This is a genomic window from Paenibacillus sp. MDV22-iso6, from assembly GCF_058408365.1.
Genome location: NZ_JBZVDZ010000001.1, coordinates 451,031 through 470,253 on the forward strand (window position 1 = coordinate 451,031; position 19,223 = coordinate 470,253).

14 protein-coding genes are annotated in these 19,223 nt (G+C 46.0%); 10 read left to right on the forward strand and 4 right to left on the reverse strand.

Going from position 1 to position 19,223, the window contains the following annotated elements:
* Positions 1-49: 49 nt before the first annotated feature.
* On the reverse strand, positions 50-193 hold the full coding sequence (locus tag AC4PM4_RS01965) for a hypothetical protein (protein ID WP_176854328.1): 144 nt from the start codon (positions 191-193) through the stop codon (positions 50-52).
* 199 nt (positions 194-392) lie between these two features.
* Between AC4PM4_RS01965 and AC4PM4_RS01970 the strand changes: the two genes are divergently transcribed.
* Both AC4PM4_RS01970 and AC4PM4_RS01975 read left to right on the forward strand, forming a co-directional pair.
* Positions 393-713 (forward strand): thioredoxin family protein, encoded by a 321-nt coding sequence (locus AC4PM4_RS01970; protein WP_491613056.1) that lies wholly within the window; start codon positions 393-395, stop codon positions 711-713.
* Between the two features lie 121 nt (positions 714-834).
* A complete protein-coding gene (locus AC4PM4_RS01975; protein WP_176854330.1) occupies positions 835-1,683 on the forward strand; it encodes a methyltransferase domain-containing protein in 849 nt (282 codons plus the stop codon).
* A gap of 3 nt (positions 1,684-1,686) precedes the next feature.
* Here the strand turns inward: AC4PM4_RS01975 and AC4PM4_RS01980 are convergent, their stop codons facing one another.
* Entirely contained in the window at positions 1,687-6,771 is a 5,085-nt protein-coding gene (locus AC4PM4_RS01980) for a DUF7507 domain-containing protein (protein WP_491612597.1), read from the reverse strand.
* A 181-nt stretch (positions 6,772-6,952) separates the two neighbouring features.
* Here AC4PM4_RS01980 and AC4PM4_RS01985 point away from each other — a divergent pair, with 181 nt between their 5' ends.
* The 5 genes from AC4PM4_RS01985 to AC4PM4_RS02005 all read left to right on the forward strand — a co-directional run bounded on the left by AC4PM4_RS01985 (position 6,953) and on the right by AC4PM4_RS02005 (position 13,074).
* Positions 6,953-7,975: a LacI family DNA-binding transcriptional regulator gene (locus tag AC4PM4_RS01985; RefSeq protein ID WP_063563590.1), complete on the forward strand. Its 1,023-nt coding sequence runs from the start codon at positions 6,953-6,955 to the stop codon at positions 7,973-7,975.
* Between the two features lie 198 nt (positions 7,976-8,173).
* A complete protein-coding gene (locus AC4PM4_RS01990; protein WP_052016450.1) occupies positions 8,174-9,085 on the forward strand; it encodes an ABC transporter permease in 912 nt (303 codons plus the stop codon).
* 15 nt (positions 9,086-9,100) lie between these two features.
* Entirely contained in the window at positions 9,101-9,988 is an 888-nt protein-coding gene (locus AC4PM4_RS01995; protein WP_063563591.1) for a carbohydrate ABC transporter permease, read from the forward strand.
* 70 nt (positions 9,989-10,058) lie between these two features.
* Positions 10,059-11,702, forward strand: coding sequence for a type 2 periplasmic-binding domain-containing protein (locus AC4PM4_RS02000; protein ID WP_072732697.1), 1,644 nt, complete (start codon positions 10,059-10,061; stop codon positions 11,700-11,702).
* Between the two features lie 22 nt (positions 11,703-11,724).
* On the forward strand, positions 11,725-13,074 hold the full coding sequence (locus AC4PM4_RS02005) for a glycoside hydrolase family 30 protein (protein WP_063563593.1): 1,350 nt from the start codon (positions 11,725-11,727) through the stop codon (positions 13,072-13,074).
* Between the two features lie 110 nt (positions 13,075-13,184).
* On the opposite strand, the gene AC4PM4_RS02010 is transcribed toward AC4PM4_RS02005, so the two are convergent.
* On the reverse strand, positions 13,185-14,009 hold the full coding sequence (locus AC4PM4_RS02010) for an AraC family transcriptional regulator (protein ID WP_491612600.1): 825 nt from the start codon (positions 14,007-14,009) through the stop codon (positions 13,185-13,187).
* A 121-nt stretch (positions 14,010-14,130) separates the two neighbouring features.
* Between AC4PM4_RS02010 and AC4PM4_RS02015 the strand changes: the two genes are divergently transcribed.
* The gene (locus tag AC4PM4_RS02015; RefSeq protein ID WP_491612602.1) at positions 14,131-15,600 is read left to right on the forward strand and encodes an alpha-L-fucosidase; all 1,470 of its coding nucleotides are present in this window, start codon (positions 14,131-14,133) and stop codon (positions 15,598-15,600) included.
* 78 nt (positions 15,601-15,678) lie between these two features.
* Here the strand turns inward: AC4PM4_RS02015 and AC4PM4_RS02020 are convergent, their stop codons facing one another.
* Complete coding sequence (locus tag AC4PM4_RS02020; RefSeq protein ID WP_179132098.1) at positions 15,679-16,611, reverse strand: carbohydrate deacetylase; 933 nt, start codon at positions 16,609-16,611, stop codon at positions 15,679-15,681.
* A 258-nt stretch (positions 16,612-16,869) separates the two neighbouring features.
* On the opposite strand from AC4PM4_RS02020, the gene AC4PM4_RS02025 reads away from it, so the two are divergent.
* Complete coding sequence (locus AC4PM4_RS02025; protein WP_063563599.1) at positions 16,870-18,108, forward strand: RICIN domain-containing protein; 1,239 nt, start codon at positions 16,870-16,872, stop codon at positions 18,106-18,108.
* A 130-nt stretch (positions 18,109-18,238) separates the two neighbouring features.
* Positions 18,239-19,223 (forward strand): collagen-like repeat preface domain-containing protein (locus AC4PM4_RS02030; protein ID WP_491612603.1); only part of this gene is annotated, 985 nt, incomplete at its 3' end.

Below are 19,223 nucleotides of genomic sequence, written 5' to 3' on the forward strand. Positions count from 1 at the left end.
CGCCTGCTGATTTTCTGTACAAATTCTTTCTTGGAAAGAGTGCGAACGCTTATTTTACTGTGCCTGATTGACGATCGGATAGCAGGCTAACTCCAATATCACCAGAGGCATCAGATGCAGATGCAGGTGCATACGCGGAGAAGGAGATAACAGCAATCAGGGCAGTAAGCAGAAAAACAAATGATTTTTTCATACAATAACCTCTTTTCATATGGGATGATCTTCCAACTTCATTTTAATGCAGATAGGCTGTGTTTGAAAAGAAAATGTTTAGGTGAGTGCGAGATTTGTACAGTCAATCATTCGTGATAAACTATAGTTTAACTATAGTTGCCAACTGACCGAAAGGGATGACCCCTATGAAAGAGCTCCATACTTTAACATCCATAGAAATGATCGAAGAAATGATTAAGCAACATGAATTGGTTTTTTTGTACGTATCACGGCCAGAGTGCAGTGTATGTCACGCCTTACTCCCTAAGATTAGGGAGTTACTTGAACCGTATCCAATGGTGCACTTGGCCCACATCAATGCTAACCAAGTAGAAGAGGTGGCGTCCAGGTTTCTTATTTTCACAGTTCCCACGATGATTATGTTGGTGGAGCAGAAGGAGTATATTCGAGCCGATCGTTTTGTTCGCTTTGATCGATTGGAAGAGCAGGTACAACAAATTTATCGTATGTACACCCAGAACGGGGAATTAGAAGCATGATTATCGGCAGCTCATATATGAGCTGCTTTTTTTGCATAATATGCCATGAACATAGGGTGAACGCTTATACACGTAGTCCCACTTTGGAATAAAATACAGTATTAAATTGTATGAGGAAGAAGTGAGCGGATTGAGAATCGATTTGGGTAGCGGAAAAAATAAACACCAAAATTGTACGGGAATTGATCGAATAGCATATCCCACGACTAACATTGTTCACGATATCAATTCGCCCCTCCCGATTGATGATAACTGTGCCACATTTGTGATGTGTTCACACAGCTTGCAATATGTTGATCATTTGCAGCAGGTGATGGAGGAAATATACAGGATTAGTACACACAAAGCGATTGTCTGTATCGTAGCCCCCTATGCACATGTAACCTCACATATGGTTAATCCCCATTTCAAGCAGTTGTTTAATGAATACATGCCCCAATTCTGGACTTCTCAGGTCAATGAAATACATGATGACAAGTCACCTTTGTATAGTTCAGATCGCCTGCAGCTTCAGGAGGAGACAGTAGAATCCCCTATCGATTTCAGGTTGCTCAACATGGAGTTTTTCTATTTCCCTTCCTATCACGGTTTATACAATGAAACGGAACTGGAACTGTTACGACACTCCCAACTGAATGTAGCTTATCAGATTATGTATCATCTCCTTGTTGTAAAGCAGTCGATTTCAGATGCCGAAGTTGCTGGATACCAATCAAGCGAACTGCTGGAGGAGCCGGATTACATCAAAGAGCAAAGAATTCAATATCAGGATCAGGAAGGACTGGAGAAGCCCTTTTATCTGGAACACTTGTCTCCCACATTAGGGCAAGAGAAGCGTGAAATACCAGAGAAAAAACTCCCCTTACCGCAACGCAGTAAGAGGAGTGTAGGCACGACAGTTAACCGTCGTTTAAAGTCCGGACGCAAAAGCAATATGCGATCACCAAAGCGGAAAAAGAAAAGAGATTGAATTTTACTCTTCGGCCTCAACAACAGTGACGATAACCTTGTTGGAAGCCAGCGTAATGGGAATTAAACTGCCGTCTGGAAGAACAAAGGAAAGGGAGACTGTAGCCTGATTCATGACCTTTCCGTTGGATGGCTGATGTTTGATTATGGCTGTGTATCCAACCTCCACCGATGTTCCTGGCAGCAGATCACCCAAGGAGACTCCACTCGCCAAACTACAATTATGTTGAGCAATACCCTGTATTGTGACACTACCAGAAACCAAAGTAACGCCAGATTGCAGTTGATCCGTGAGAACCAGATTTTTGGCTGCAAATGCACTCGTATTCTGAATGAGGACCACATAATCAACGCTTTCTCCTACCTCAACAATGCTTTTGCTTGCCGTCTTCTGGACAGGAATCACAGGTGCTGAGATTGGTATGGAAGGAACGGATGGGGTGGACGGTTGTGAAGAACCAGGCGTTGTTGGTGTAGTCGGATTAACAGGTGGTAACGGCGGCGTTGGAGGCTCAGGAGGCCCGGGTGGTACTGGCGGTACTGGTGGAACTGGGAAAATCACCTGCATGAGAACGACATTGGACAGAACGTTAAATGAAACCTCGCCCAATGTATAGGAAACACTGGCCTGATTGGTGATCTGAGCCAATGTAATTCCTTGATTCACAATGACTTGGAAGGTGATAGGAATCGCGGATAAGGGTGCGATATTATCTACCTCAAATCCATTAATCGGATTGACTCCGGGTACACTCACATCTCTGATCGTAACACTGTTATTAACAAAAGTAGTTGCTTCAGGGATTCGATCCGTAAATATAATGGAACTAAACGGGACATTGTTACCATTCGTCAGCAGGAAGGAGAACGTAATCGTTTCTCCCGGGACGACCTGACTCGGCAAAGCAGATTTGACAATTTCCAGAAGAGGATCGCTGATAAAAGTAGTGACTGAATCGGACTCCACAGAATTGGAAATGACATTGCCATCAGGAAGAGTGAAATTATAATTGACTATCGCTGTGTTCACAACCTGATTATTCGATGGGAATGACAGAATATTTACCTGAAAGTTAATCGTGAATGTTTCACCTGGTGCCACTTCCCCCAATGGAATACCACTAACCGGATTATCGCTTATTTCCACTCCGTTTACGGTTAAAGATCCAGGGATAAAGAATGATTCAGGTGGAATTGGATCAATAACAGTTACATCGGCTGCAATATTGCCTGTATTTTGAACAACAAGCTGATAGAACACGGTATTTCCAAGATCTACGGCATCGGGGGTACCGGATTTAAGAATGGTAATGACAGGATTATAGACAGGAATGGAAACGACATTGGACGGTGAACTTCCACTTACTCCGTTTATGGCAAAGGTAACGGTGCCCTGATTGGTTAACGTCTGGGTCACAGGCTGCGGTGTAAGTGCATTGACGTTGACCTGGAACGTCACTGTCGTAGAGCTGCCTGCACCTATAGTGCCGATACTTACACCTGTGGAGGGATTAACCCCAGGTTGAGCTACACCATTCAGGGTGAGGCTGTCAGGCACAAAACTTGACCCAGCCGGAATCGGGTCCGTAAGAAAGACGGATGTTGCCAGCAATTCTGTAGGATTCTGAACGAGCAGCGTATACGTAATAATATCTCCTGGGGCCGCGGCGGTAACATCAGCTGATTTGGCAAGGGACAGAACCCCCGGTTCGGACACGGGAACCGTCACCGTATTGGACAAGGATGAACCCGGAATGATCCGCCCGTCAGGAAGAGTATAGGTGTAATCTCCAGTAGCCTGATTGACAAGCTCGGGTGGAGTTGGCACGGATGTCACTGTGGCTAGAAAAGTAACCGTCACCGGAAAATTGGGCTGGATCGTTCCCAAGTTAATTCCGGTTATTGGGTTGGCACTGCTCCAACGGTTACCACTGATCAGCACACTATTCGGTACAAAAGCCTCTCCTGCCGGTAATGGGTCAACCAGGATAACGTCAGCGTTATAGTTACCGCCATTGGACACTAAAACGGTATACGCAATAATATCACCCACAACAGCAGTCGATGGGACAGCTGATTTTACCAGCGCAATGACGGGTTCAAACACCCGGACATTGACGATATTGGATAAGGCCGTTCCAGTGAATTCTCCGGTTGTAAACGTAACGGTGGCCTGGTCAACCAGGAACAGGGGAAAAGGAACCGGCGGAGCTGTTCCGACCACACTGACCTGGAACGTGACAGTTGCAGAGCCGTTGGCTGGAATTGTTCCGATAGGGACCCCTGTGCTAGGATCGACTCCTGGGAGAGATGCACCGTTCACCGTTACGCTGTCCGGAACCAGAACAGAAGCAACAGGAATAGGGTCTGTGAGACTGACATTGGTTGCGTCAACCGGATCATTATTCTGAACAACTAGCGTGTATGTGACAATATCCCCAATAACGGCTTGGAGCTCACTTGCTGTTTTGACTACGGTCAGATTGTCTGCCGAAATGGGAATAACGACTAGATTGGAACTGCTGCTGCCAGGAATAATGCGGCCGTCCGGTGGAGTGAAGGTGAAGCTGGCATTACCTTGGTTAACAATCTGAAACGAAGCCGGTAATGATGTAATTACGACTTGAAAACTGACCAGGGTCGAGCTACCTGTCGGTACGAGGCCTAGAGAAATGCCGGCATTCGGATCGGCAAGAGGGACCGGAAGGCTATTTACGAGTACACTTCCGGCAACAAAGGTGGCACCTGGCGGAATGATGTCCGTTAATGTGGTTGTTGCGCCAATATTTCCTGAATTGGTCACGGTAAACTGAAAGGTCACGGCTTCCCCGACTACAGCAAACGTAGGTGTAGCAGCCTTAGTAACGGCTATAATGGCCTGGAACACAGGAATGATGACCATATTGGAAAAGGAAACTCCGCTAAAGGTACCGCTGTCGAAGCTCACCTGGGCCTGATCTGTTAGTTGAGGTGGTGAGGGCAGGGTATTTACCTGAACACTGAAAGTGACTGTGGCTGATGCACCAGGCAAGAGAGTACCGACAGAGATACCAGAAACAGGATCTGCTGTAGGCTGGGGTACACCATTTAACGTGACACTTCCAGTTAGAAACGAGGAACCCGTTGGAATGTTATCGGTCAGTACAGCGTTGGTAATGCTGCTGGCATCCTGATTGGTAACTGTAAAGGAATAGGTAACGGTATCACCAACCACTGCATCTGTAGCAGCAGTTGATTTCACAACACTCAACATAGGTAGCGAGACAGGGATGACAACCGTGTTAGATGTAACAGATCCGGGAATTACACGGCCATCTGGTGGCTGAAAGGTATAGGAGGCTGTTCCCTGATTGACCAATTGCAATCCAGCTGGCTGACTAACAACACTTACCTGGAAAGTGACTGTAGAGGTTGCGTTGGGTGCAACCGGACCAATAGGTATTCCTGCAACAGGGTCAGAAGCTGGTTGAGAAACACCATTGACGGTTACGCTGCCCGGTACAAAGACGGAACCGTCTGGTATATTGTCTAGGACGGTTGTTGTGGCATCAATATTTCCCGTATTGGTTACGACCAACGTGTAGGTAACTGTATCTCCGACAAGAGCATTGGTTGTGTCTGCGCTTTTGACAATAGCCACATTGGGTTCATAGATGGGAACCACCACTGCATTGGAGGTAACCGCAGTATTAATAATCGGACCATCGGGTACGGTAGGGGCAGTATAACCGACTCTGGCTTGGTTAAACAACTGAGCCGGTACAGGTACGGATGTGACCAATACCTGGAAGGTCACGGTAGCGGAGGTTCCCGAGTTGAGATCTCCAATCGGAAATCCGGTTACCGGATCTGTACCCGGCAGTGAAACCCCATTGAGTGTGATGCTATTCGTTACGAAGGAGCTTCCTGCAGGAATGTTGTCAAAGAACATAACGTTCGTTGCATTAACCAATGAAGTATTAGAGATGATAATGGTATATGTTACCGTATCTCCGACGACAGCATCAGTTACGTTGGCACTTTTGACGGCATTAAGGGCAGGGAGGTTGATATCGATCTGTAATCCGTTGCCGTCAACAAGATAGCCGTCTCCATTCGTTGTAAGCTGGAAGGCAGCTTGAGTCTGTGTATTGAGCAATGTAAATCCGACGTCCACGTTCGTAATATCCCAGCCTTGACGACCACCAACGATGTTTGTACCAGGGGTTCCATTGATCTGATTCCTTGTCCCGAACGTACCAGAGGTATCGAGGTTTCCGGCATCATCATTGATCTGTGAAGCGAAGAAGTTGTCGGAGAAGTTGTTCGGACCTGACAGATTCGTCACAGTGGCAATGGTCGGTCCAAAACGAGCCTGATCCCCGGTCTTGTTCGCATCACCCTCCTGTGTACTGAATTGTGCCCGACCTGCCAGTGGACCCATGAATGGTGTGGCAAATCCATCAATAATCATGTTGACAGGACCCGAAGTGGAAAGAATGACATCGGCATTCACTCGAATGGACATGTTTCTCAAAGGCAAGGCAGCATTTTGGTACACTACCGCAAGTGTCCAGCCCGCATGGTTGGAGGTCGGATCGGGTATGGACAGTGTTCCAACTACTCCACTGGTCGTATAGGTTCCTGCTCCTCCAGCAGAGATTAGACTTGTAACGTTTGCAGAACGAACATAGGCATAGGTTGTGGGGAATCCGGAAGCGGTGGACAAGATGACTTCAAAACTGGTTGCCGGGTCCGGAAAAACACTGGTCTGACTTGCTGGAGTTGTAAACTGTACAGCATCATTGATAAAGGCGGAATTGTTCTCCGTATTGTCAATGTATGTACCCCCCCAGATTAATTCGGCATACAGGATGCTGCTGCCTGCGGGGATTTGTAGTACAGCAGAGGAGCTGTTGTTCTGAAAAAGATTCGTTGTTCCTGGTGGATATGTTCCAAACTGCTGTGTGGTATCCGTCGTAATATAAGCCCCGATGCTGTCAACTGTCCCGGGAACACCAACAGTTTCAGAGCGGCTAAGTCCAAGCGTATTGCCTGTGAAAGTCACTGCACCATTTTCATTTATCGCATACCTTTCAATAAAGGCCATTATCATCTTCCTTCCGCATAGTTAGTCTCTACACGTATACTTTCGTAGTATCTTGTACCATGCCAAAAATCGTAAATAAATGAGTAGCAAAAAAAATCAGTGAATAAGTGTTGTATTGAAAACGGTTTTATGCTAATTTAAAATATATAAAAACGTTTTTATAGCAAAGGACCAAAAAATTATGGGAAAGATTACAATTAAAGATGTTGCAAGGGAAGCCGGGGTATCCATTTCTACGGTTTCCAACGCCTTGAACGGCGTGGATGTCTTAAACCCAGAGACCAAATCACATGTCCTGAAGGTGGCAGAGCGTTTAAACTACGTTCCCAACTTGAACGGCAAGCTGCTAAAATCCGGGCAAACCAAAATGCTGGGCTTTTTCACCACAAGTGTGTCGGGTCCATACTTTTATAAGCTGGTTGAATCCATGTCTCGCGAATGCGATCGTCTGGGCTACGGGCTGAATGTGTTTGTGACCAAGGATAAGCAGGTCATTATGAGTAATATTCTGGGACGGCGTGTGGATGGCGTTATCATCTACGAAGAACTGCGGATTGATGAGCAGGATATTGTCGCTATGGAGAAAGACAAGATTAAGGCTGTGTTTCTGGATCGGGTCTATCAGAGCGATACTATGGGAAGCGTCATATTTGACTCTTATGTAGCGGGTTACGAAGCAACCAAGTATTTAATTGGACTGGGGCACAAGAAAATTGCTTACATATCCGGCGTGGACACCATGTTTGACAGTAATCAGCGTAGAGATGGATATTTGGCCGCTTTGCGTGAGTACCAGCTTCCGTTGGATGATGATTACATCTTACAGGGATATTTTGAGGAAGAGGGCACCTACAGTGCTGTAAAATCTTTTCTTCATCTGCATCCTGCCAAGCTGCCTGATGCTTTTCTTGCAGGAAATGATGTGAGTGCAATCGGCTGCATCCATGCGTTGAAGTCTCATGGCTTCGAGGTTCCTCAAGATGTAAGTGTAGTAGGCTTCGATGATATTGATATTGCCCAATATTTTTCCCCGCCATTAAGTACCGTACGAAACCAGATTGCAAGGCAGGGTATCCTGGCGATCAATCACCTGGTTCGCATGATCAAGAAGAAGGAACATGGGGTTTCACAAAAACTGGCGGGTGAACTTATCATACGGGGCTCAAGTCATGTGAAGATGGACCGGAGTGATTTTTTAACATAACTGATTCAATCATTTCCGGTCTTTTTTAATTATAGATTTGATATTAGGGGGTTTTTTTGTCATAAAATAAAAACGTTTTTATGAGGAAATGCTTAAGTTGGAGGGGAGAAAAAGAGCGTGAGTAAATTAGCCGTAGAGACGTCGTCAACCGGTAAAAAGCCTGTAAGACCGGGGGGAAGGAAGCCAATCGGACAAAGAATGAAAGAGTTCGTCATCGATTATCGAAGACAATGGGAAATTCAATCAATGATTATACCCGGCATCATTTTTATGATTATTTTTTGTTACATTCCGATATACGGATTGACGATTGCATTCAAAAATTACACCGTTATTGATACGCTGTCTAGCGCACCATGGGTCGGTTTGGAAAATTTCAGAATCATTATGTCAGACAAATACTTCTGGGATGCCGTAGTGAATACGCTGGGGATCAGCTTTTTGAAATTGGGTATCGGGTTTGTCATTCCCATTATCCTGGCGATCATGATCTATGAATTAAACAGCGGACGTTTCAAAAAGTTCGTGCAAACGATTTCATATCTACCTCACTTTCTGTCCTGGATTGTATTGGGCGGCATGCTGATCACCTGGTTTTCAACAACGGGATTGTTTAATCAGCTGCTACTCAGCTTGGGAGTGATCTCGCAACCGCAGAACATTTTGCTGGATGCAGGCAAGTATTGGTGGATTGCAGTTTTATCCGATATTTGGAAAGAGGCCGGCTGGGGAACGATTCTGTATTTGGCGATTATGTCCAAGATTGATCCTACGTATTACGAGGCAGCCAAAATTGATGGTGCAAGCCGTCTCAGACAAATTTGGAATATCACATTGCCTAACATGAAGTCAATCATTAGCCTTAATCTGATTCTTACTGTAAGCGGTTTACTTGGTTCCAATCTGGACCAGACGCTCGTTCTGATGAACTCGCAAAACCGTGACAAGGCAGAAGTTATCAATTCGTATGTATATCGTATGGGGATGTCACAGGGTGACTTTTCGTATGCTACCGCGGTTGGTCTGGGCGTCTCGATCGTGTCCGTTATTCTGTTGGTCACCGCGAACAAAATTACAAGCAAATTAAACGATAATCAATCTGTGCTGTAGAAGGAGGCATCCCGTGTGAATGGAAAGGTGGCTAAAGAAGATCTCGATAGTCGGATCTTTGATACCTTAAATATTATTTTACTCGCTATTTGTACTGTCGTTATTGTGGTTCCGCTCTGGAATGTCATTATCTCTTCTTTTAGCTCGGGCAAGGCTTTGGCGGAAGGCGGGTTCATCTTCTGGTCACCGGAGTTCTCGCTGGAGAATTATAGAGCCGTATTCAACGATTCGAACATCTGGCAAGCGTTCTTCATCTCCGTTTCCAAAACAACAATCGGAGTCGTTACACACGTATTCTTCTGTGCCATGGTCGGTTACGGTCTGAGCAAAAAGCACATACGTGGCCGTAAACTGTACGTAGCCATGGGAGTTATCACGATGTTCTTCTCTGGCGGAATGATCCCAACGTACTTATTGATCAAATCACTTGGCCTGCTCAACAGCTTCTGGGTGTACATTATTCCGGCATTGTTCAGCTTCTATGATGTCGTCATTCTGATGAATTTCTTCCGGAATGTACCGGATTCCCTGGAGGAGTCAGCCAAAATCGATGGTGCAGGAGACTGGCATATTTTCCTCAAAATCTTCATCCCGCTGTCCATGCCAGCGATGGCAACTATTGCATTGTTCAATGGAGTAGGGCAATGGAATGACTTTATGACAACTAAGTTGTACATTACCGATCAGTCGCTGTATCCGCTGCAGATGATGCTGTACGAGATTATTGTTCAGTCCCAAACGCAATCCATGCAAAATGTGGGCGGCTCGGCAGTCATTGAAACAACGACTAAAGGGGTGCAACTGGCTACGATTGTTATTACTACTCTGCCGATCATACTGATCTATCCTATCCTTCAAAGATACTTTATCTCGGGTATGATGCTGGGAGCAGTCAAGGAGTAAGAGGAATCTAAGCTTGTTCGAAAGTTCGCTCTATTCAATATTTCTCACCTAACTTTAAGGAGGAAACAATATGTTCAAGATGAATAAGGCAGCAGGCAAAAAAGGAGTTAAACTGTGCGCGGCATTGCTGACAGCGGTGATCATGATTACAGGCTGCAGTAGTGGATCAGGGGGTTCGAGCGAAGGAAACTGGGTTTCCATTGAAGATCGCTATACAGTCGATCCGGAAAAACCAGCTTGGCAGCTGGATAAAAAGGAAGAAGCTACAGACCTAACTTGGTACGTTAATGCCGACTGGTGGAACACGGATTTCGGCAAAGACATTGTAACCAAAAAGATCAAGGAAGATCTGAACATCAATATCAAATTCATTACAGGTGATGACACGAAGTTAAATACGTTCTTTGCCGGTGGAGATATGCCTGACCTGCTGACAGTATTTGACTCTAACTCTCCTGTGGTGCAAAAAGCCGCAACCTGGGCTATGCCGCTGAATGATCTTGCGGAGAAATATGATCCATACTTCAACAAAGTCGCAGCTGCCGATACCCTGAACTGGTTCCAGCAGGCTGATGGCAAGACGTATGGCTATCCAAACTACTCCAATACGCAAGCCGATTATGATAGCGGCAACATCCCAGCCAAAACGGCATTTATCATCCGTAAAGATGTATACGAAGCTTTGGGAAGTCCTGTCATGGGAACACCAGAGGAATTCGAAAGTGTGATGAAACAGATCAAGGAAAAGTTCCCAACACTGATTCCATTTGGTTTTAACTCTATCGGTGAAGGAACAGGTTCACTCGGAGACGTGTTGCAAGACTTCATTGGCGTGCCGCTTGAAACTGCAAATGGAGAATTCTATGATCGCAATCAGGATGAAGATTATCTTACATGGCTGAAGACTTTAAATAAGGTATACAGAGACGGAAATATCAGTGATGACAGCTTTGCTGATGATGGTACGGCCTTTGAGGAAAAAGTGAAATCCGGAAAATATGCAACGATGCTGCTGGATGGTACACCTCAACAGGGAGGAAATCTGCAAATTTATCTGAGTGCCAATGAAGGCAAAGAGTATGTTGCCGTTGATGGACCACAAAGCACCAAAGGTAATGCACCGACACTTAATCAATCCGGTATTACAGGCTGGATGATCAACTTCATCTCCAAAGACGCCAAAGATCCAGCTAAAGCGATTCAAATCTTTACGTACCTGCTCAGTGAAGAAGGTCAGCTTCTGATGAACTATGGTATTGAAGGCGAGACGTATAAAAAGAATGCAGATGGTACGGTTGAGTTGATGCCAGCTGTGAAAGACCTGCAACTTCATAATGCGGACAAATTCAAGAAGGAATACCGGATGGGTGAATTCATGTTCTTTGGCCATGACCGTTACAAAGCACTGAGTGCAGATGCTTTCCCGGAAGCGATTAAACAAATGCAAGAGTGGGGCAAAGGCAAACTGAAACCACACTTCATTCTGGAGAATATTAGTCCGAATCAAGGAACACCTGAAGCACGTGCGTTGTCGGCGATCAACGCCAAGTGGAATTCAACCCTGGTAAGCATGGTACGTGCCAAAGATGATGCCTCTTTTGACAATGCGCTCGCCGCTTACAAGTCATTTTTAGGTGAAAACCGTTGGGATGATATCCTGAAGGTCCGTAGTGAGAAAATGAAACAGAATAAAGAGAAATTGGGTATCCAATAAGAGGAATGTGGAGGGAAAGCATATGACGAAATTCAAAATGTACAAATCCACGGGAGAAGATGCATTGTTTGTATCTGTGTCCCAGGATCAATTGAAATCGCAGGACTCCGCCAAGGAAACAACGACTATCCTTCTGGATGATCAGCAAACGTATCAGGAAATGGATGGTTTTGGGGCTTCTTTTACCGACTCATCTGCCTATCTGATTAACCAGGTATTAAGCGATGAGCAGAGAGCGGAAGTCATGACTCGGTTGTTCCATCCCGAGGAAGGCATTGGATTGTCGGTCATCCGCAATCCGATGGGCGCTTCAGACTATGCCAGAACGGTATACAGCTATAATGATCTGCCAGAAAATCAAACGGACCCGGAATTATCCGGGTTCAGCATTGCACATGATGAAGCGGATGTTATTCCTTTGACTCAAAAGGCTTTGGAGCTCAATCCTGAGCTGAAGCTATTCGCTTCACCTTGGAGCGCTCCGGGCTGGATGAAAACAAGCGGCTCGATGATTACAGGTCAACTGAAAAATGAGTGGTATCCGGCGTATGCGGAATACTTTGTGAAATATATCCAAGCCTACACATCACATGGATTGCCTATCCATGCAGTAACACCACAGAATGAAGCACTTTATGAACCAGGTCATTATCCCGGCATGTTGATGCCAGCTGAAGCGCAAGCAGACTTTATCAAAAATCATCTCAAGCCGGCTTTGGTCAAAAATGACATTCAGTCCAAAATCCTCTGTTATGATCACAACTGGGATCGTCCGGATTACCCGCTGACAGTACTTGATGAGGCGGCAGAAGAGGTAGATGGAGTCGCTTGGCACTGGTATGGGGGCGAAGCCTCGGCACAAACAAAGGTGTATGAAGCTGTCGCCGGTAAAGAGGTACACTTCACCGAAGGATCAGGAGGAGAATGGATCCCTCCATTCGAACAAGCTTTCTCCAATGTGATCAGAACGGGTATTGAGATTCTTCGCAATTACAGCAAATCTTTTGTGCTCTGGAATATGGCACTGGATGAGAACAACGGTCCTACCGTTCCTGGCTTCGGGAAAAGTACGTGCCGCGGCATTGTGAAGGTTAACCAGCAAACGAAAGAGCTTACCTATACACTGGACTATTATGCTCTGGCTCATTTCAGTGCATTGATTCGTCCCAAAGCCGTACGCATTGACTCGTCCTCCAATGAGGCATCCATTCGTTCCGTAGCCTTCAAAAATACGGATGGTTCGATTGCTCTCGTGCTTTTCAATGACGGAGAAGAGACAGGAAATGTGCAGGTTCAGCTAAGAGAAGAAGAATTGTTAAGTTTCCAACTCGAATCCAAAAGTGCTTTGTCCATTTTGATTAACCAAGGGTAATAATGTTGTAATGAAAGAAAAGGCGATACTCAGAGAATTAACTCTGAGTATCGCCTTTTATATTGCATCCAGTGAGTCTATACTCTTTGGATCGCTAGATTTTGTGTTCCTCATACCATGATTTGTTTGCGATACTCCGTTGGATTAAGACCTGTATGCTTTTTAAATTGCCTTGAGAAATAATATAAGTCACTAAACCCAAGGTTCTCGGCAATGGCAGTGACTGTTTTTGGCGTACTGGTCAGAAGTTCTTTTGCCTTGTCCATTTTTTTGCTGGCAATGTAGTGCATGGGTGGAACGCCGATGTGCTGTTTGAAGAAACGAATGAAATAATTGGGATGCATGTAGGCAATCTGAGCCAGATCCCGGACAGAAATATTTTCCTCAATGTTGGAATCAATATAGGCCAGTATTGCAGATATTTTCTCCATAACAGGTATATTTGTATAACAGATCTGTTCCAGATCCAGATGCATAATGTAGTGGGACAACAATTCTATTAATTTACTTTTTGCCATCATATGCGCATAGACTTCATCGGATCGGGCGTAATCAAGAATGCTGTTGAATATTTCCTGTATTAGCTCGGGCCGATCCGATGAACAGAAGTGGGGGAAATTCAGAATTTGAAATAGGTTGATCCCTCCAACCTTCACGCTGAAATGACACCAGTATTTGAGAAAAGGACGATCACTGATGGCTGAATAAGACTGCGTGACCCCCTCCGGCATCAAAAAAAGCTGTCCCGGTGCAGGATAATACTCCTGATCGCCGATCTTGAGCCAGCCCTCGCCTTCACAGATCAAATAAAATTTGCTGTAATCGGGTGTGTAATCGAGGTCTCGCCAATCCGTATCGCAGCGATTGAAGTTGACTATGAACAAATCAACCTGCAGATTGGATAAGTGGTTCGTGAGCAACGTCTTATGATTCATTAACCTCAACTCCCTACAAAGGTTATTATTGTCCATCCTAAAGTTAACGTTCTGCATGTCTATCTGCTCAACCAGCTACTACAATACAAGTGCAGCCGATAACGGAAGGGATGAGAACCGAATGAGAACAATGCTGGACAAAAACGAATATTTGCAACAGATCGACAAAACGATTGCTGAAGGAAAGTATAAGGACAACTGGAATTCACTTAGCGCATTCGAGGTTCCCGAGTGGTACAAGAACGCCAAGTTCGGTATTTTCATTCATTGGGGTCTTTACTCGATCCCTGCGTATGACAGTGAATGGTATTCACGAAATATGTATATTGAGGGCTCCAAAGCTTATGAACATCACCTTAGCGTTTATGGTCATCCAAAGGATTTTGGCTATAAAGATTTTATTCCGATGTTTCTTGCAGAGAAGTTTGACGCAGATGAGTGGGCCGTGCTTTTTAAAAAGGCAGGAGCCCGTTATGTGATGCCTGTAGCTGAGCACCATGATGGCTTTCAATTGTACAAAAGCTCCATCTCTCACTATAACACAGTTGAAATGGGACCCAAACGGGATCTGTTGGGTGAGATGAAGGTCGCGTATGAGAAGCAGGGACTTACCTTGTGTGTCTCGTCACACCGTGCTGAGCATTGGTTTTTCATGTCCCATGGAAAAAACTTTGATTCAGATGTCAAGGAGCCGCTCAGACGCGGTGATTTCTACTGGCCTGCCATGCCAGAACCGGATCATCAGGATTTATACGGCTCACCTCCAACGGATGAATATCTGGAAGATTGGCTGCTTCGTTGCTGTGAACTGGTGGATCAATACCAGCCGAGCGTTTTTTATTTTGATTGGTGGATCCAGACGGCAGCGTTCAAACCTTACTTGAAAAAGTTCAGCGCTTACTACTATAACAAAGGTGATGAGTGGGGCATTCCGGTAGCGATTAACTACAAACACGATGCCTTTATGCTCGGTTGTGCCGTTCCAGATGTGGAGCGTGGGCAATTCGCCGATTTGAAACCATATTTCTGGCAAACGGATACGGCTGTCGCCAAAAATTCCTGGTGTTATACAGAAAATAACAACTATAAAACAGCGGATGAGATCATCAGGGACCTCGTCGATATAGTGAGCAAAAATGGCAGCCTGCTGCTGAATGTTGGACCAAAGGCAGATGGAAGTATCCCGAATGAAGACAGGGATATTTTGCTTGCCATAGGTCAATGGCTGGACGTGAATGGCGAGGCGATTTATGACACGACATTCTGGCGGACGTATGGGGAAGGGCCGACCGAGGTGAAGGAAGGACAATTTACAGATGGAGAGACCAAGATCTTCACAAGTGAAGACATTCGTTTCACTGTAAAAGAAAGCTGCCTTTATGCCACGGTTATGGCTTACCCGGAGAACGGAATCGTTCATATTCGTTCGCTGAAGGAGAATTCTCATCATTTCCATGGACTGATCAGGGACATTCAGGTATTGGGCTTTGACGAAGAACCGGAGTGGAGCAGGACGGAAGAGTCCTTGACGATAACGACAAGGAACGTGCATAGCTTCTCACCCGTCGTATTTAAATTAGAACTGGATTAAGAGATGAGATCGAAGGGCTATAACCAACAGTAATATGTACTGGTTATAGTCCTATTCTTTGTGCGATTCTGTAATGGATTACACTCGTTTACGGGTTGAAGAAGATCGACGGAGTGTTCTTCGTTTTTTGGACAAGCGATGTACTTTCGCCAAACGCTGCCGCTTCAACAAGCGCTGCCGCATATGACGAGGCCGTCTTTTTTCTACTGGTTTGAGAAGTGATGTCATTTGTATTGGTGGCAGTTCGCATGGTTCTTCCGTGGTATCCATCACCGCTTTGTAGTTTATTGGCATAATGCCCAGAGCCTGTATCGTTCGGGGAACATCCTGATTGACAAATACTGCAAGCTCATGCTCGCGGATGTCCAGCCAGTTGGAAATTTTACGCAGAGCACCATCGACATATCCGGGATGACATACAATCTCGGTAATGCCATCTGGGAGCTTAGATAAATGTTGTAGCAATCGCTGCAAACCCTCATGATCTCCGTAAGTATCCAGCAGAATCGTATCCGTCATCCGAGGGGCTGGCATAGGGCTTGCATGCCGGACCTGAGATCGCCGAAGCGGGATGTTTTCCCGGACAGCTTTCTCCGCCATGATTTGGAATATGATGGGATCGTTTTGATGAAGCAGCTGATGGGAATCGAGATGTGTAGGGGAAAGTGACGCTTGAGCCAAAACGTTCCATTGAGCATCGAGTTCTTTGGTAATATCAGTGAAATCTCGTATTAATCCACACTGGCCTTGATGAAAAGCACCGTCAGGATTCACCAAAGAAGGCACGATGGCCGGATCGGATACGGGTCTCCCGTAAGTCAGGTTAAAATGCAATCCGATTCCGAGGTCCGGCAGCGATCGGGCTAAACTCAGTGCATGATCAAAGCCCGGCATATTCACCATCATCGAAGTACTCGTAATTCCACCAGCCTGATATGCTTGAATAATCCCCTGATTAACGCCGGGCGACAGCCCGAAATCATCCGCATTAATGATTACTTGCCTGCTCATACCGCTTACTCCTTCCTCACGTTGAGAACAAACCATTTGCCATGTCCCTAATATATTAAAGGTCACAAGGTATGAACCGTTCATTCGCACAGGCCTGATAAAATACTTCAAATGCCGTCTTGTCCATGGAATATCCTGTTCGCTGTTAGAAATAATCCAGTTGCAGACAGAATACATTTAATGTAAACGTTGTTACGGATTGAGAAAAATGGGGTATCCCCGTTCAGAATCAGTCCGTTAATATGGGGAGGGAAAAGATTGTTGAGAAAAAGAAAAATCGTAAGTACGCTGGTGCTGTTCAGTTTCCTAATCGCTTTACTGCCTGGCACGACGACAAACGCAGCGACCAATTGGAATCTGGTGTGGAGTGACGAATTCAATGGAAGTTCTCTGAATACGTCGAATTGGTCTGCAGAGATTGGTACCGGCAGCGGCGGATGGGGAAATAATGAATTGCAGTATTATACGAATCGCACCGAGAACCTGCAAGTTACAGGTGGCAATCTGGTCATCACTGCACGCAAAGAAAATTACAATGGCAGCAGCTATACCTCCGCACGAATCAAAACCCAAGGCTTGAAGGATTTTACTTACGGGAAAGTTGAAGCACGCATCAAGCTGCCGTCCGGTCAGGGGCTGTGGCCTGCTTTTTGGATGTTGGGAAGCAACATTAATTCCGTCGGCTGGCCTAAGAGCGGAGAGATCGACATTATGGAGCGGGTCAACAACAATGCTTTTGTAAACGGTACCGTACACTGGGATGCTAACGGGCATGCCGATTATGGAAAGATATCGGAGAATCTTGATTTTTCCCAATTTCATGTATACAGCATCGAATGGGATTCCAAATATATAAGATGGTTTGTGGATGGCAAACAGTTCAATGAGTTTTACATCGAAAATGGAACAGGCAACACGGAGGAGTTCCAACGTCCGTTTTTCCTCCTCTTGAATATGGCTGTGGGTGGGAATTGGCCTGGCAGCCCTAATAATGCGACACCTTTCCCATCACAAATGCTGGTGGATTATGTGCGGGTATATCAAGCAGCGAGTACACCGAACATTGTCAGCGGGGGTCTCTATACGATCGGTTCCAAAGCAAGCGGTAAAGTGTTGGATATTGTGGATGTATCCACGGCAAGCGGAGCCAAAGTACAACAATGGACCAACTACAGTGCGAGCAACCAAACGTTCAGGGTCGACAGCACAGGGGATGGTTTCTATAAACTCACGGCGGTTCACAGTGGAAAAGTTCTGGATGTGCCTAACTCAACAGCATCACCCGGCGTACAGCTCCAGCAATGGGATGATAATGGCTCTAACGCCCAAAGGTGGAGCATCCAGGATGCGGGTAACGGTTTCTATAAAATCATTTCCAAGGTGAATGGATTGGCGGTAGATGTTTCGAGCTCTTCAACGGCGGATGGAGCTGCAATCCAGCAATGGAATGATAACGGTACGGATGCACAAAGATGGTCGTTTAACAAATTGAATTAATTAAATTGCAATAATTTTAGGTGAATTCATCACAAAATTTGATGTTGGTAATATATTGTTGACATCAAGCAAGTGATGTTCGCCCGACCTGCGGACATTAACAGGGCTCCCAAGGAGGAGATTATGGAAGATGAAGTACAAGAAACGCAGTGTGCACGGCGGAAGCGGCTTTAGAAAAGGTGGAGGAGAATCACATCTCACAGGTATTGGGGAAGAAGCCCATTTACTCCTCAAATTGATTGGCGAGTTGAAAGCTGCCATAGTACAGGTATTTGCTAATCCAACTCAGGTTAATGTTTCTGTTTTGATTGAAATTCTGCGCAAATTGCTGGCTTTGGTTCATCATTTGAAATTAAAGAAAGGAAACAAGGCCAGCTTGGAAGCTGCCTTGGAACTTTCCATTGCTTCAGCGGAGGTCATCCCATTCTCTCCAATAAGCGTAGGCACCAACTTGCAGCAGTTGCTTGATACGCTGTTGTCTGTTGTTTTACAGGAATGCATCCATTCTGCGGACAAAGATCAATTGGTCATTGCCATCAGAGCAGTAGAGGTAGCTCTTGCCAACGCACTTAGAAACTCAGGAATTCCGGGTCCTGCTGGACCCGCTGGACCAGCAGGACCTGCCGGTCCGGCCGGATCTCAAGGTGTTGCTGGTCCTCAAGGAACGGTAGGTCCAGCGGGATCGCAGGGTAACCCTGGGCCTGCGGGACCCATTGGTCCGATCGGTCCGGCGGGTAGCCAAGGTCCAGCAGGTGCAGCTGGTCTGAACGGAGTTACGGGTGCAACCGGAGCCACGGGTGCAGCAGGTCCAGCAGGTGGTGCAACTGGAGCCACCGGAGTGACTGGAGCGACAGGAACTGCAGGAGCGGCAGGCGTAACGGGTGCGACCGGAGCTGTCGGTGCAGCGGGCGTTACGGGAGCCACAGGTGATCCAGGCGTAACCGGAGCTACTGGGGCCGCAGGATTGGCCGGAGCTACTGGTGTGACTGGAGCGACAGGAGTAGCTGGAGTCACCGGTGTGACTGGTGATACGGGAGCCGCAGGATTGGCCGGAGCCACCGGTGTGACTGGAGCGACAGGAGTAGCTGGAGTCACCGGTGTGACTGGTGATACGG

Bases quoted from the DNA above. Each gene is read 5' to 3' on its own strand.
- AC4PM4_RS02010 (WP_491612600.1), bottom strand. From the start codon at position 14,009: ATGAATCATAAGACGTTGCTCACGAACCACTTATCCAATCTGCAGGTT.
- AC4PM4_RS02005 (WP_063563593.1), top strand. From the start codon at position 11,725: ATGACGAAATTCAAAATGTACAAATCCACGGGAGAAGATGCATTGTTT.
- AC4PM4_RS01965 (WP_176854328.1), bottom strand. From the start codon at position 193: ATGAAAAAATCATTTGTTTTTCTGCTTACTGCCCTGATTGCTGTTATC.
- AC4PM4_RS01985 (WP_063563590.1), top strand. From the start codon at position 6,953: ATGGGAAAGATTACAATTAAAGATGTTGCAAGGGAAGCCGGGGTATCC.
- AC4PM4_RS01980 (WP_491612597.1), bottom strand. From the start codon at position 6,771: ATGGCCTTTATTGAAAGGTATGCGATAAATGAAAATGGTGCAGTGACT.
- AC4PM4_RS02000 (WP_072732697.1), top strand. From the start codon at position 10,059: ATGTTCAAGATGAATAAGGCAGCAGGCAAAAAAGGAGTTAAACTGTGC.
- AC4PM4_RS02015 (WP_491612602.1), top strand. From the start codon at position 14,131: ATGAGAACAATGCTGGACAAAAACGAATATTTGCAACAGATCGACAAA.
- AC4PM4_RS01970 (WP_491613056.1), top strand. From the start codon at position 393: ATGATCGAAGAAATGATTAAGCAACATGAATTGGTTTTTTTGTACGTA.
- AC4PM4_RS02020 (WP_179132098.1), bottom strand. From the start codon at position 16,611: ATGAGCAGGCAAGTAATCATTAATGCGGATGATTTCGGGCTGTCGCCC.
- AC4PM4_RS01990 (WP_052016450.1), top strand. From the start codon at position 8,174: ATGAAAGAGTTCGTCATCGATTATCGAAGACAATGGGAAATTCAATCA.